The organism is Pseudomonas sp. NFACC37-1 (genome assembly GCF_900101575.1).
In the GTDB taxonomy this organism is placed as follows: domain Bacteria; phylum Pseudomonadota; class Gammaproteobacteria; order Pseudomonadales; family Pseudomonadaceae; genus Aquipseudomonas; species Aquipseudomonas fluorescens_AA.
Map to the genome: position 1 here is coordinate 372,284 of NZ_FMUZ01000002.1, position 12,734 is coordinate 385,017.

Annotated in this window: 10 protein-coding genes and 1 pseudogene; 2 read left to right on the plus strand and 9 right to left on the minus strand. The window is 62.8% G+C overall.

Annotated elements, in window-relative coordinates:
* Nucleotides 1-42 precede the first annotated feature (42 nt).
* The 6 genes and pseudogenes from BLP82_RS03845 to BLP82_RS31520 all read right to left on the minus strand — a co-directional run.
* Nucleotides 43-2,454, minus strand: coding sequence for a TonB-dependent receptor (locus BLP82_RS03845; protein ID WP_092165484.1), 2,412 nt, complete (start codon nt 2,452-2,454; stop codon nt 43-45).
* A gap of 99 nt (nt 2,455-2,553) precedes the next feature.
* Entirely contained in the window at nt 2,554-3,531 is a 978-nt protein-coding gene (locus BLP82_RS03850; protein WP_092165486.1) for a FecR domain-containing protein, read from the minus strand.
* Entirely contained in the window at nt 3,532-4,047 is a 516-nt protein-coding gene (locus tag BLP82_RS03855; RefSeq protein WP_060742745.1) for a sigma-70 family RNA polymerase sigma factor, read from the minus strand.
* Nucleotides 4,048-4,145: 98 nt separating this feature from the next.
* Complete coding sequence (locus BLP82_RS03860; protein WP_092165488.1) at nt 4,146-5,390, minus strand: MFS transporter; 1,245 nt, start codon at nt 5,388-5,390, stop codon at nt 4,146-4,148.
* Nucleotides 5,391-5,406: 16 nt separating this feature from the next.
* Entirely contained in the window at nt 5,407-5,616 is a 210-nt protein-coding gene (locus BLP82_RS31515) for a hypothetical protein (RefSeq protein WP_256574117.1), read from the minus strand.
* Nucleotides 5,617-5,686: 70 nt separating this feature from the next.
* Nucleotides 5,687-5,779: pseudogene (locus BLP82_RS31520) on the minus strand (IucA/IucC family C-terminal-domain containing protein); the annotation flags it as partial.
* Between the two features lie 114 nt (nt 5,780-5,893).
* Between BLP82_RS31520 and BLP82_RS03870 the strand changes: the two are divergent.
* A complete protein-coding gene (locus BLP82_RS03870) occupies nt 5,894-8,116 on the plus strand; it encodes a TonB-dependent receptor (protein ID WP_092165489.1) in 2,223 nt (740 codons plus the stop codon).
* Nucleotides 8,117-8,245: 129 nt separating this feature from the next.
* On the opposite strand, the gene BLP82_RS03875 is transcribed toward BLP82_RS03870, so the two are convergent.
* The 3 genes from BLP82_RS03875 to BLP82_RS03885 all read right to left on the minus strand — a co-directional run bounded on the left by BLP82_RS03875 (nt 8,246) and on the right by BLP82_RS03885 (nt 11,616).
* Entirely contained in the window at nt 8,246-8,464 is a 219-nt protein-coding gene (locus BLP82_RS03875) for a tautomerase family protein (RefSeq protein ID WP_003200762.1), read from the minus strand.
* 138 nt (nt 8,465-8,602) lie between these two features.
* Nucleotides 8,603-10,387 (minus strand): IlvD/Edd family dehydratase, encoded by a 1,785-nt coding sequence (locus BLP82_RS03880; protein ID WP_092165490.1) that lies wholly within the window; start codon nt 10,385-10,387, stop codon nt 8,603-8,605.
* Between the two features lie 47 nt (nt 10,388-10,434).
* A complete protein-coding gene (locus BLP82_RS03885) occupies nt 10,435-11,616 on the minus strand; it encodes a fumarylacetoacetate hydrolase family protein (protein WP_092165491.1) in 1,182 nt (393 codons plus the stop codon).
* Between the two features lie 114 nt (nt 11,617-11,730).
* On the opposite strand from BLP82_RS03885, the gene BLP82_RS03890 reads away from it, so the two are divergent.
* Nucleotides 11,731-12,669 carry a LysR family transcriptional regulator gene (locus tag BLP82_RS03890; protein ID WP_092165492.1) on the plus strand — a complete coding sequence of 313 codons (939 nt, stop codon included), beginning with the start codon at nt 11,731-11,733 and terminating at the stop codon, nt 12,667-12,669.
* Nucleotides 12,670-12,734: the final 65 nt, after the last annotated feature.

The window sequence follows — 12,734 nt, forward strand, 5'->3', positions numbered from 1 at the left end:
GGACCGGACAACGGCGCAAGTCGCCGCCCCGGCCCGCAGGTTTCAGAAATCAACGGTGGCGGATAACAACAGCGTGCGCGGTGCGCCTTGGGAGAACGCGCCATAGGACGCGACCCCCGACCAATAGGCGCGGTCAAAGACGTTCTGCACCGTGGCGCGAAATGTCGTGGGCCGTTCGGCAATGCGCGTGGCATAGCGGGCACCGACATCGAAGCGGGTCCAGGCATCCAGTTCCTGGGTGTTGGCCTGGTCGACGTACTGGCTGGCGGTGTAGATCGCACCGCTGGTCAGTGTCAGCCCGTCGATGCCCGGGGTGTCCCACTCGGCCCAGAGGTTGGCCTGGACCTTGGGCACGCCCACCGGTGTATTGCCGCGGTTGGCGGCGACGCTGGTGCGGGTCAGTTCCCCATCGAGTAGCGTCACGCCACCGAGCAGGCGCGTGCCCCGGGCAATCTCGCCGGACAGGTTCAGTTCCACGCCACGGTTGCGTTGCTGGGCCTGGACCGAGAACACCCCGGACGACAATTCACCGCTGGGTTTCTTGATCTGGAACAGCGCCAGCGTGGCCATGAAACGTTCGTAGTCGACCTTGACCCCGATCTCCTGCTGGCGGGAGATGTAGGGGGAAAAAACCTCTTCGGCGTTCGTGGCGGCAGACGGCGCGATGTCGCCCTTGCTCAGGCCTTCGATGTAGTTGTAGTACAGCGCGACATGGTCCCAGGGCTTGGCGACGATACCGAGCAGGGGTGTGGTCTTGCTTTTATCGTAGGACGGGGTGGCGACGGTGGTGTTGTAGTTGTTCGACTGGATGTTTTGCCGGCGCAACCCGAGGGTGACTTGCAGGCGCTCATCGAGCACCGACAAGGTGTCGGCCAGGGCGACGCCCGACAGTTCGCTTTCGGAGACTTTTGGCGTGTGAGGTTCGGCGAGGTTGGGCCTGGGCCGGTCGACCGGGTGATAGATGTTCGAGAGGATGGCGGGGCCGGAAATAATGCCGCGGGACAACTCATCGCGATAACGGCTGACTTGCAGCACCGCGCGGTGGCTGACCGGCCCGGTGTCGAAGCCCAGGCGCGCGCCGGCATCGACGGTGTAGCGTTGGACGTTGAATTTGTAATAACCGGGAACCGATGACGTGTCGCCGGCGGCGTTGATGATGGTCGGGGTCTGGTCGGACATGCGCTCGACCTCGGATTTTCCGCCGCCGGCGTGGGCAAACAGGGTCAGCTGGTCGCTGAGGTCGTACTCGCCACTCAGCAACGCCGATTTGTCCCGGGCCCGGGAGCGTCCCCAGTCCTGGCTGACACTGGTGCGGCCGTTGGCGGCGGAGGGAATTTGCACGCCAGGGGCGATCAGGAAAGGGCGTGAGGCGGCGTCGAATTTTTCATCCTGGCTGATCAGGTCCAGGGTCATGCGCAGGCGATCGCCTTGGTAATCCAGGGCCATGGCGCCGGTACCGACGTCTCGGGACTGCTTGTCGATGGCCGTGTCACCCTGCTGCAGGCTACCGTTGAGCCTGATCCCGAACCGGCGTTCTTCGCCAAAGCGCCGACTGACGTCGAGGTGGCCGCCCAGTTGCGAGTCCGTGGCGTAGCGGCTGGTGAATCGGGTCAGGTCCTCGTCGAGGGCGCGCTTGGGGACCACGTTGATCACGCCGCCCACGGCGCTGTTGGGCGACATGCCATACAGCAGCGCCGCGGGCCCCTTGACCAGTTCGATACGCTCGGCGTAATCGGTGAACACCCGGTAATTGGACGCCACGCCATACACACCGTCGAAAGCCAACTCCCCGAGGTTGCCTTCCCCCAGCGGAAAACCGCGGATGAAGAACGAGTCGACGATGCCGCCCGCCTGGCCAGTGGAGCGCACCGAAGCGTCGCGTTCCAGCAAGTCGCCCACGGTGATCGCCTGTTGATCCCTGATCATCGTCGAGGTGTAGCTGCTGACGCTGAACGGTGCATCCATCACATCGGCGTTGCCCAGCAGGCCGAGGCGTGCGCCGCGGGCGACCTGGTCGTTGGCGTCGGCAGGTGGCAGGTCGGTGCTGCGTCTGCCGGCGGCATCGACGCTGATCTGCGGCAGGGACACCTGGCGCAGCACCAGTGTGTAGCTGCCATCGTCGCGGGCAACCATCTCCACGCCGCTGTCGGCCAGCAGATGGGTGAGTGCTTGCGCTGCCGGATACGTGCCGGAAAGCCCAGGGCTGACCAGGCCTTCAGTGATCGAGGGCTGGAACGACAGGGCAATGCCGGCGGTCACCGCAAAGCTCGACAGGGCAGGGCCGAGCGGCCCCGGGGCGATGTCATAGGCGCGGGGAGCGACGGCTTCCAGTTGCGTGGGCGCGGCGGCGAAGGCGAACGGCCCGGTGACCGTGCTCAACGCAAGGCTCAACAGCACACTGCGCATGACGGGCTTGGACGGACGATCCGGACGCAGGGGCCGTGCAACGAGCATGGATGGATGACCCTATGGACGAGATGAAATGGTTATTCCTTTCTTTGCCAGTTGAGATCAAAAAAAGTATCACCCGGGCAGCCAATAATTTTTGTGGGGTCAGGCCGGGGAGAGCGTCACCCAGTAACCGCTCAAATGACCGGTGACCAGGACCGGGTAGGTTTGCACCAGCATGTTGAGCGTGCGCTGGGTATCGCTGATGGGAAACGCGCCGGACACCCGCAGCTCGGCAATGGCCGGGTCGCAACGCACGAAGCCGCGGCGATAGCGCGCCAGTTCGGCGACGAAATCCGCCAGGCGCATCCTGTCGGCCATCAGCATGCCTTGGGTCCAGGCGCTGGCGTTGCGATCTGTCGGGGTCAACGGGCCGAAGGCCTGGGACGAGAAGTCGGTGCGCTGTCCGGCGTTGACGATGAGCGGCGCGGCCTGGCGAGCCTCGGTCAATTCAATCCGCACCGCGCCTTCGAGTACCGCCAGATGGGTGCGCGATGGCAGTTGGCGCACGATGAACCGCGTACCCAGGGCCTGCATCCGGCCGTCGCGGGTGCTGACCAGGAACGGTCGGGCCTGGGGTGAGGCATCCGGCGCGGTCTGCACCAGGACTTCCCCTTCGCGCACATGGAGGAGCCGCTGGCGGGTGTCGAACAGTACGTCGATGGCCGTGCCGGTATTGAGGGTGAGGTGAGAGCCATCGGCCAGGGTCAACTCGCGGCGCTCGCCGATGGCGGTTCGGTAGTCGGCGGACCATTGCTGCGATTGCGCCAGTTTCCAGCTGCCCCAACCGACAGGCACCGCTGCCAGCAGCAACGCCAGTTTGCCGAGGGTCGCGCGGCGTTCGGGGCTGCTTGGGCGATCCAGCGCCGACATCGCCAATGCGCGTGGCAAGCCGCCGAGCTTGCTTTGCAGCAATTGCGCACGAGACCAGGCCCGGCCGCGCTCGGGGCTGCTGGCCCTCCAACATTCCCATTCGACGCGCTCGTTGTCACTGAGGTCGCTTTCGCTCAAGCGCATCAGCCATTCGGCGGCTTCTTCGAGGACCTTGGGGTCGAGCGGCGGCTCACGGCGACGAGTGAGCATTCATTCCACCAACATCAAGCACTGCACGAATGCCTGTTTCATGTAGCGCTTGACCGTGATCAGCGAGACGTTCAGCTGTTGGGCGATGTCGTCGTATTTCAGGCCGCCGATCTGCGACAGCAGGAACGCCCGCTTGACCGGCGCCGGGAGGGTGTCGAGCATGGCGTCGATTTCGTGCAGGGTTTCCAGCACCAGAAAGCGCAATTCAGGGGACGGCACTTCCTGGGCCGGCAAATGCGCGAGCGCCTCCAGGTAGGCACGTTCCAGGGCCTTGCGTTGATACCAGTTGATGAGAATGCCCTTGGCCACGCAGCTCAGGTAGGCCCGGGGCTGGTCGATGGCCGTGACTTGGGAGGCGAGAATGCGCGCGAAGGTGTCTTGCGCCAGGTCCGCCGCATCCATGGCGTTGCCCAGCTTCTTCTTCAGCGTGTTGTACAGCCAGCTGTGATGGCCGGCATACAGGTCTTCGATCACGCGCAGATGCTGGTCGTTGTTCGCGGGCAGGGTTTCGCTCATGGCTGCGGCTTTTTTGCAATTGAGAAGTATTCCCAATGCTAAGGGACAACCTGCTCGTGACGCAAGCGGCATGCAGGGTTCAAAGGGAAACGCCTTGATCAGTCCGCGGGCGGGGCGGGGCTGGCTTGCAGGCTCGCGGGCCAGTACCGCAAGGCGACGACGGGAATCAGGGCCAACACATAGGCTAGGCAAACGAACAGGTAGGTGTACTGCAAACCGTAGACCTGGCTGAGCAACCCACCGGCCGAGATGCCCGCGATCGAGGCGAACTGCGCGGTGCCCTGGGCAATGCCCAGCACGTGGCCTTGGCGCGCGCTGTCGGCGGATTTCGAGATCAACGCCATCAGCACCGGTGTGGTAGCCCCCAGCAGCACGCCCCAGATGAAGTAGACGACGACAAAGACGATGGCATTGCGCGTGACCCCCGCCAGGGCGGTCAGGGCGATGCAACCGAGCACGACGTAGATGATGCGGTGCAAGGTGTCCTGCTGGGTACGGTGTTCGAAATAGCGCGACCAGGCCGTGGCCGAGAGGATGAAACCCAGCGCCAGTAAGCCGTAGCATAGGCCGACCACTGAGTTGCTGACGTCGAATACCGAGCTCACATACAAGGAGAAGGAGGTCTGTGGCAGCATCCGGGCCAACAGCAGGATGCCCATGACCCACAGCAACGACAGCAATGGCGATCCTTGCCAGACACTGTCGGTACGGCTTGGTGTCGTCGGGGCCTGGCTGGTCGCGGGTTTTTTCACCGGTGGCACGTCCGGCAAGGTCACGGCGGCCACCACCGTGCACACCGCGCACAAGGCCGAGGCGATGATGTTGATCCAGAAGAAGGTGGCGTAGTCGAGGATCAGGCCCCCGACCACCGCGCCGAGCAATGAGCCGACGTTGGTGGATATTTGCAGGATCGCGAACAGCCGTGCCCGTCGCGAGGGGGCTTCGATGCTGACGCCATAGGCCTGGGCCGGGGCGATGTACCCGGCAAAGGCGCCCTGCAGGAAGCGCAGCACCAGGATGATCCAGATATCGCTGCACAGCGCCAGCCCGAGCTGCGTCAATGATAGGCCCGCCAGGGCGCGGATCATCATCAGCTTATGGCCGTAACGATCACCGATACGGCCCCAGAAGGCGCTGGTCAGAATGATGCCCAGCATCGGCCCGACATACACGGCGATGCTGGCGAAACTGAAGATTGACTCCGAGGACGTCAGCCCGCGCAGGTGGACCGGCCAGAACGGCCCGCTCATTTCCATCGCGCCCATGGAGATGAGCTGGATCGCGAATAGGAGGTAAATCAGGATCCTGACGTTCGAACCCTGGATGGCACCTGCGTGGGACATGACTCAGCCTCGGTGGTTAAACGCTCGCAAGCGGGTTGGTCAGCGTGTGCTGTAAACGATAGTTGGAGTATTGCAGCAGGTGCATGCGCAACAACGATCGGATCGGCCACAAGGCGATCTTGTGCAGGTGGGTGAGGAACACCGCGTCGAGCACGCACATGCGCATCGGCTCGATATCTTCCACGAACACGGTCGGCAAGATGCCCGGCTGCACATGAGGTTGCAAGGTGTACCAGCGTTCCTCCAGCAGGGGCGCGCGTAGCGAAATCGCGGATCAGCAGGCTACGCGCTTTGCCATCGGGGGCAAACATCACCATGGTGTTTTGCTGATGGGCTTCAAGGCCGATGCCGTATATCAGGTAGATCGCGACCACTGGGCGGGTGACCACCTGAGGGCCCGGCGCACTCTGAAAAAATAATCCCCGGGAGGTGATACTTTTCCGTAGGTCGACTGGCAATAGGAGTGATTACCATTTTCTCCCGTTGGAAAGGATCCTTAAGCCATGTCTGTTGCACGTCGACCTTGTGGTGAGTCTGCGTTATCCCTCGCGATTCGTAGCGCCACGCTGAGTTTCATTCTGGCCGCAGGAAGCGCCACCGCCTGGGCGGCAACCCCCGAACAGGCGCCTGCCGCCGATACAACCCAGGACGCCTCCAAGGGCAACGGGCAAGGCTTGACCCTTGACGCCACCACCATCAGCGGGACCCACAACGACCCAGGCGCACTACCGCCCGTGCTGGCCGGCGGTCAGGTGGCGCGCGGTGCACGCTTGGGGATGATGGGCAACAAGGACGTGATGGACACGCCGTTCAGCGTGACCAGCTACACCGAAAAGACCCTTGCCGACCTGCAAACCGTGACCGTGGCCGACGCCCTGCAACGAGACCCTTCGGTGCGCTCGACGGGGCAGGTGGGCGGCATCGTCGATTCGTTTTTCATCCGTGGTTTTCCCATCGGCGAGGGCAACCTCGGCGAGTTGGCCTACGACGGCGTATACGGCGTGGCACCCAACTACCGGGTGTTCACCGACTACGCCGAACGGGTCGAAGTGCTCAAGGGGCCGGGTGCACTGATGTACGGTATTTCTCCGAACAGCGGGGTGGGCGGGGTGATCAATATCGTTCCCAAGCGTCCGTTGGACGAAGACCTGACGCGCTTTACCGGTAGCTACGCATCCGATTCCCACGTGGGCGGGCACCTGGATGTCAGCCGTCGATTCGGCTCGGAAAACCAGTTCGGTATGCGCTTCAACGGCAGCCTCCAGGGTGGCGACACGGCCATCGACGACCAGGAACGCGAACTCGGGATCGGAGCTATCGCCCTGGATTATCGGGGCGAGCGTTTGCGCTTGAACCTCGACTTCATCAGCCAGAAAGAGAGCTTTGACGGCGCCTCGCGACCCTTCACCGTCGCGCCTGGCGTTGAAATCCCATCGGCCCCCAACGGTCGTACCAATGCGTCACAGAAATGGGGTTGGTCCGACACCAAGGAGCAGTCGGCCTTGCTGGGTGGCGAATACGACCTGACGGACGCGGTCACGGTGTTTGCCCACGCCGGTGGCGGTCGCTCGGACGTCAAGCGGATGTCCGACCAGGTACCAAGAATCCTCAACAACGCCGGCGATATCAGCAACACACCGGGGTATTACAAATTCAACGTAGACCGTTCGACAGCCGATGTGGGGGTTCGTGGGGTGTTCGACACCGGCCCTGTCAGCCACACGACCACGCTGATGGCGACCACTTACCAGGATGAACTGTCCCGGGGGATCAACAACGGGCCGGAGGTCCGCTCGAACATCTATCACCCGGTGGATGTGCCCAAGCCGGCCATCAATGCGCCCAAGGTGCTGCGGGTTTCCGAGTCGCAGCTGTCCGGCTTCGCCTTGACCGACACCTTGTCGGTACTGGATGACCGTCTGCAACTGACCCTGGGGCTGCGTCGGCAAAATATCGAGTCGCGCAACTACAATGCCAGCGGCGCGGTCAGTTCCCGTTATGACGACAGCGCAACGACCCCGCTGGTCGGCGTCGTGGTCAAGCCCTGGGAGGATGTGTCGCTCTACTACAACTATGTCGAGGGGCTGAGCAAAGGTGACGTCGCGCCAGGCAATGCGAGCAATGCCGGCGAAACGTTTGCACCTTATGAGTCCAAACAGCATGAGGTTGGGGTCAAGTACGAGCACGGCACGTTCATGACCACCCTGGCGCTGTTCCAGATCGAGAAGCCCAGTGGCGAAATCGGCACGAACAATGTTTTCTCTGTACAGGCTGAACAGCGCAACCGTGGCGTGGAGCTGAGCGTGTTCGGCGAAGTGGCCCCCGGCACACGCTTGATGGGTGGCGTGACATTGCTCGATGGTGAGCTGACGGATTCCGCCACAGCGGCCAACCGTGGCAATAAGCCGGTGGGCGTGCCAGACGTACAAGCCAACCTGTGGGCCGAATGGGACACCCCGTGGGTGGAAGGCTTTACCCTCACCAGTGGCGCGATCTACACCAGCAGCCAATACGTGAACCAGGCCAACACCCAGGAGCTGGATGCCTGGACCCGCTTCGATGCGGGCGCTCGTTACGCCACCAAGATCGAAGGTCGACCGACGACTTTCAGGGCCACGGTCCAGAACGTCTTTGACCGCGAGTACTGGTCGGGTGTCGCCTCGTACGGTGCCTTCTCTCCAGGCTCGCCGCGCACATTGCAGTTGTCGGCCACGGTGGATTTCTGAGGAATGGCGAGGGGGGCTCTAGCGCAGACCCCTCTCACTTTTCTTTCCCGATCTCTTCTATATAAGGTAATGCTGTTCACTTAGGAAAAACGATGAACCTGTGGCCAGACAAACCTTAAGCGAACAGCATTATTGGCCTTTGGCAGGCAGCCCCATCTTCGCCAGCGTCAGCGTTTCATCGGCGCGCCCCCAGCCACCGTCTGCCACCTCTTCGACCAGGACCATGGTGAATGGACGGACCCCTTCGCCGAAGTATTCGACGAACATTTCCGTGGTGCGATGGATGATCTCTTCCTTGCGGGCGTGGTCCAGGATTCCTTCGGGAAATTTGTAGTTGGCAAATGGCATGGATCGACTCCGTAGGTGTGAAAGATTCGCCAGGGGCGATGACCCCTGGCGCGCATCTTTCTCCTTTACGCCTGTGGAATAAACCCTTCTGGATTGGCATCTGAATTCAACGTACGTGAACAATCAGCCGCTTTGGACTCAGTGCGAATGACGCGGCTCGCCACTGCGGGCGATCACGCGCAGATGCAGCGTCGCAGGCTCCAGGCAGCCCCCGGTGGACAATTGCCCGACCAGTTGCCGGTACAGTTCCTGCCAAGGCGTTTGCGACGGTGGGATGTTCGGTGTCCATTCGAGTCGGCGCCGGGCCATCTCGTCATCGTCGATCAGCAGGTTCACGGTGCGGGTGTTCAGGTCCACTTTCAGCCGGTCGTTGGTTTGCAGCAACGCCAGGCCGCCGCCCACGGCTGCTTCAGGGGACATGTTGAGGATCGATGGGCTCGCCGAGGTGCCGCTCTGGCGACCGTCGCCCAGGCAGGGCAGGGAGTCGATGCCTTGTTTGATCAGCGCGGCCGGTGGGGCCATGTTCACCACCTCGGCACTGCCGGGGTAGCCCACGGTGCCGACACCGCGAATGACGAGGATGCAGCGCTCGTCGATGTCCAGCGCCGGATCGTCGATGCGGGCGTGGTAATCCTCCGGTCCTTCGAACACGATGGCCCGGGCTTCGAAACTGTTCTCGGCACCGGGCTCGGAGAGGTAGGTCTTGCGAAACGCTTCGCCCACCACCGACATCTTCATGATCGCGCTGTCGAAGAAATTGCCGCTGAGCACGATGAAGCCGGCACGGTGCTTGAGCGGGGTGTCGAAGGGATGGATCACGTCGGCGTTGCTGGTCAGGCTGCTGCTGACGATTTCGCCGATGGTCCTGCCGCTGACCGTGGCGCAGTCTTCGTGCAGGCGCCCGGCTTTTTGCAGTTCGTGCATGACCGAGGGCACACCGCCGGCCCGATGGAAACCTTCACCCAGATACTTGCCAGCGGGCATGCAATTGACCAGCAGCGGCACGTCCTCGCCAATCCGTTGCCAGTCATCCAGGCTCAGTTCGACGCCCATGTGCCGGGCGATGGCGATCAGGTGCGGCGGGCAGTTACTCGAAGCACCCAGGGCCGAGGCGACGGCGATGGCGTTTTCGAAGGCCTGGCGGGTCATGATCTGTGACGGACGAATGTCTTGCAGCACCAGCTCGCAGATGCGCTTGCCGGTGGCATAAGCCATTTGCCCGCGCTCGCGATAGGGCGCCGGAATGCTCGCGCAACCGGGCAGCGACATGCCCAGGGCTTCGGCCAGGGCGTTCATCGACAAGGCGGTGCCCATGGTGTTGCAGTGACCCACCGATGGCGATGCCGCGGTGGTCATTTCCATGAAGCCTTCGTAATCGATCTCGCCGGCGGCCATCAGGTTGCGCGCATGCCAGAGCACGGTGCCCGAGCCGATCAGCTCGCCCTTATGATGGCCGTCGAGCATTGGCCCGCCGGACAAGACAATGGCGGGCAAGTCGGTGGTCGCCGCCGCCATCAGGCAGGCGGGCGTGGTCTTGTCGCAACCGGTGGTGAGCACCACGCCGTCCAACGGGTAGCCGTGGAGGATTTCCACCAGGCCCAGGTAGGCCAGGTTGCGGTCCAGGGCAGCGGTGGGGCGCCGTGACTGTTCGGCGATCGGGTGCACCGGGAATTCCATGGGGATGCCACCGGCGTCACGGATGCCGGCCTTGACCCGTTGGGCCAGTTCCAGGTGATGACGGTTGCAGGGGGTCAGGTCGCTGCCGGTCTGGGCGATGCCGATGATCGGGCGTCCCGATTGCAGCTCTTCGCGGGTCATGCCGTAGTTCATGTAGCGTTCGACATACAGGGCGGTCATGTCCGCGTGAGCCGGGTCATTGAACCATTGCTCGCTGCGCAGGCGGCGTTCAGGCGTGTCACTCATGATTCATGTCTCTCTTGTAATTGGATGAATCGATCACGGTCGTAGCGTCAGCGGCCCAGCAGTCCGCGGGCGGCGAGGTTGCGCAACAAGGCGCTGACGCCAAAGGTCCAGGGGGCGGCGTCGCAGCTGTGGGTCACCTGATTATGCAGGCTGCCGAGCAAGGGGCTGCTGATGCTGACCCGGTCCCCGCGCTTGTGGGTGAAACCGCTGCCGGGATGGTCGCGGTCTTCGGTGGGGGCGAACAGGGTACCGAGAAACAGCACAAAACCATCCGGATATTGGTGGTTGGCGTTGAGTGTCTGGCTTGCCAGGTCCTGCGGGTCACGGCTGATCTGGCTCATGGAACTCGAACCGTGCAGGCGGTAGCCATCTTCGCCTTGTACCTGGAGGTCGACTACGCAGGCGCGTACGTCATCCAGGCTGAAGTGTTCGTCGAACAGGCGAATGAACGGCCCGATAGAGCAGGACGCATTGTTGTCCTTGGCCTTGCTCAGCAATAGCGCGCTGCGACCTTCGATGTCTCGCAGGTTTACGTCGTTGCCCAGGGTGGCGCCGTGGATCTGGCCACGGCTGTTTATCGCCAGCACCACTTCCGGTTCCGGGTTGTTCCATTGCGATACCGGATGAATGCCAATTTGGCTGCCGCTGCCCACGGCGGACAGGACCGGTGCCTTGGTGAAGATCTCCGCATCCGCGCCGATGCCGACTTCCAGGTACTGCGACCACATGCCCTGTTCGATGAGCAAGGCTTTCAGGCGCATGGCTTGCTCGGAACCCGGCACGATCGCCCGCAGGTTATCGCCGATCACGCTGTGCACGGTGGCGCGTACCGCCTCGGCCCTTGCCGCGTCGCCGCCTGCCTGTTCCTCGATCACCCGCTCGATCATGCTGGCGGCGAAGGTCACGCCGGCGGCCTTGATCACTTGCAAGTCCAGCGGCGGCAACAGAAACGGCTTGGCCGGGTCGGCATGGAGGCCGGTGTTGGTCAGCAGCGCTTCGACGCTGGCGATGAAAGTGCCGGGCGTTTGCCTGACCGCCGCCAACGGTGAGGACGTTTCCAGCACATCGCTCAAGGTCGCGAAACGATCCGACAGGTCGAACACCCCGTCACTGCGCAGCACGACGGGTGAGGGCCCGGCGACACGGCCAGGCACCCAGGCACGACCAATCAGGGTGCCGGCGACGCCATCGACGGGCAGTGTGTTCTCGGGAGTAAGCATCAGCGACATGGGCAGTCTTCCTGGTTCGTAAAGCTTTCAAGCTAGGGCCCGCGGTTGATGAACTCCAATGAGATATATTCAGTATCTGATAACGTCCGGTTATTGCATCGTCGAGGATTGCCCATGTCCGATCTGTCTTTCTCCAGCTTCTGCGGCTGGCTCAAATTCCGCCATCTGCTGTTGATCGATACCTTGGGGCGCACCTGCAACATGCACCTGGCGGCCGAGCAGATGAACCTCAGCCAGCCCGCCGTGAGCAAGATGCTCAAGGAAATCGAAAGCCTGCTCGGCTTCGCCCTGTTCGAGCGTCGGCCCCGGAGCATGCCGCCCACGGCATTGGGTGAGCACGTACTGCGTTACGCTCAGATCGCCTTGAACGATGCACGTTCGTTCGTCGAGCAAATCAGCAGCCTGCGCGAAGGCGGCCATGGCTACCTCAAGGTCGGCGGTATCTTTGCCGCGACGGCGGTGGCCTTGCCCGAGGCGATCCTGCAGATCAAGCAACGCTGGCCCTTGCTGTCCATCGAGGTGGTGGAGCAGACCAGCAACCATTTGATGAAGATGCTTGAAGAGAAAAAACTCGATCTGGCGGTGGCCCGGTTTACCGAGCAAAGCCAGCAACAGCGCTACGACTTCCAACCCCTGGCCCCGGAACCGTTCTGCATCGTGGTCAATGACCGCCATCCCCTGGCGAACGCCGGGCCGACCTCACTGCAGCAACTGGTGGACCTGCCGTGGATTCTCTACCCGGTCGGCACGCCGATCCGTGCACGCATGGAACTGGCCTTCGCCGAGGCGGGGGTGGGAATGCCGCGCAATACCATCGACACCATTTCCATGCAGACCTTCCTCCAGGTGCTGCAACGCGGGCCCATGATCGGCATGCTGCCCAATGCCATGGTCGATCCGCTGCTCGAAAGCGGCCAGCTCAAGACCCTCGATACCCCGCTGCACCTGGTGCCCCAGGACTACGGCATCCTCACGCGAAAGGACGAACCGCTGGTAGGCGCGGCGCTGGAGTTCGCCGAGATTCTCAAGGACAACGCCCGCCAGATTATTTGAAGAAGCAACCGAACCTGTGGCGAGGGGATTTATCCCCGCTGGGTTGCGCAGCAGCCCCAAGAAGT

Bases quoted from the DNA above. Each gene is read 5' to 3' on its own strand.
- BLP82_RS03890 (WP_092165492.1), top strand. From the start codon at position 11,731: ATGTCCGATCTGTCTTTCTCCAGCTTCTGCGGCTGGCTCAAATTCCGC.
- BLP82_RS03875 (WP_003200762.1), bottom strand. From the start codon at position 8,464: ATGCCATTTGCCAACTACAAATTTCCCGAAGGAATCCTGGACCACGCC.
- BLP82_RS03880 (WP_092165490.1), bottom strand. From the start codon at position 10,387: ATGAGTGACACGCCTGAACGCCGCCTGCGCAGCGAGCAATGGTTCAAT.
- BLP82_RS03870 (WP_092165489.1), top strand. From the start codon at position 5,894: ATGTCTGTTGCACGTCGACCTTGTGGTGAGTCTGCGTTATCCCTCGCG.
- BLP82_RS03860 (WP_092165488.1), bottom strand. From the start codon at position 5,390: ATGTCCCACGCAGGTGCCATCCAGGGTTCGAACGTCAGGATCCTGATT.
- BLP82_RS03885 (WP_092165491.1), bottom strand. From the start codon at position 11,616: ATGTCGCTGATGCTTACTCCCGAGAACACACTGCCCGTCGATGGCGTC.
- BLP82_RS03850 (WP_092165486.1), bottom strand. From the start codon at position 3,531: ATGCTCACTCGTCGCCGTGAGCCGCCGCTCGACCCCAAGGTCCTCGAA.
- BLP82_RS03855 (WP_060742745.1), bottom strand. From the start codon at position 4,047: ATGAGCGAAACCCTGCCCGCGAACAACGACCAGCATCTGCGCGTGATC.
- BLP82_RS03845 (WP_092165484.1), bottom strand. From the start codon at position 2,454: ATGCTCGTTGCACGGCCCCTGCGTCCGGATCGTCCGTCCAAGCCCGTC.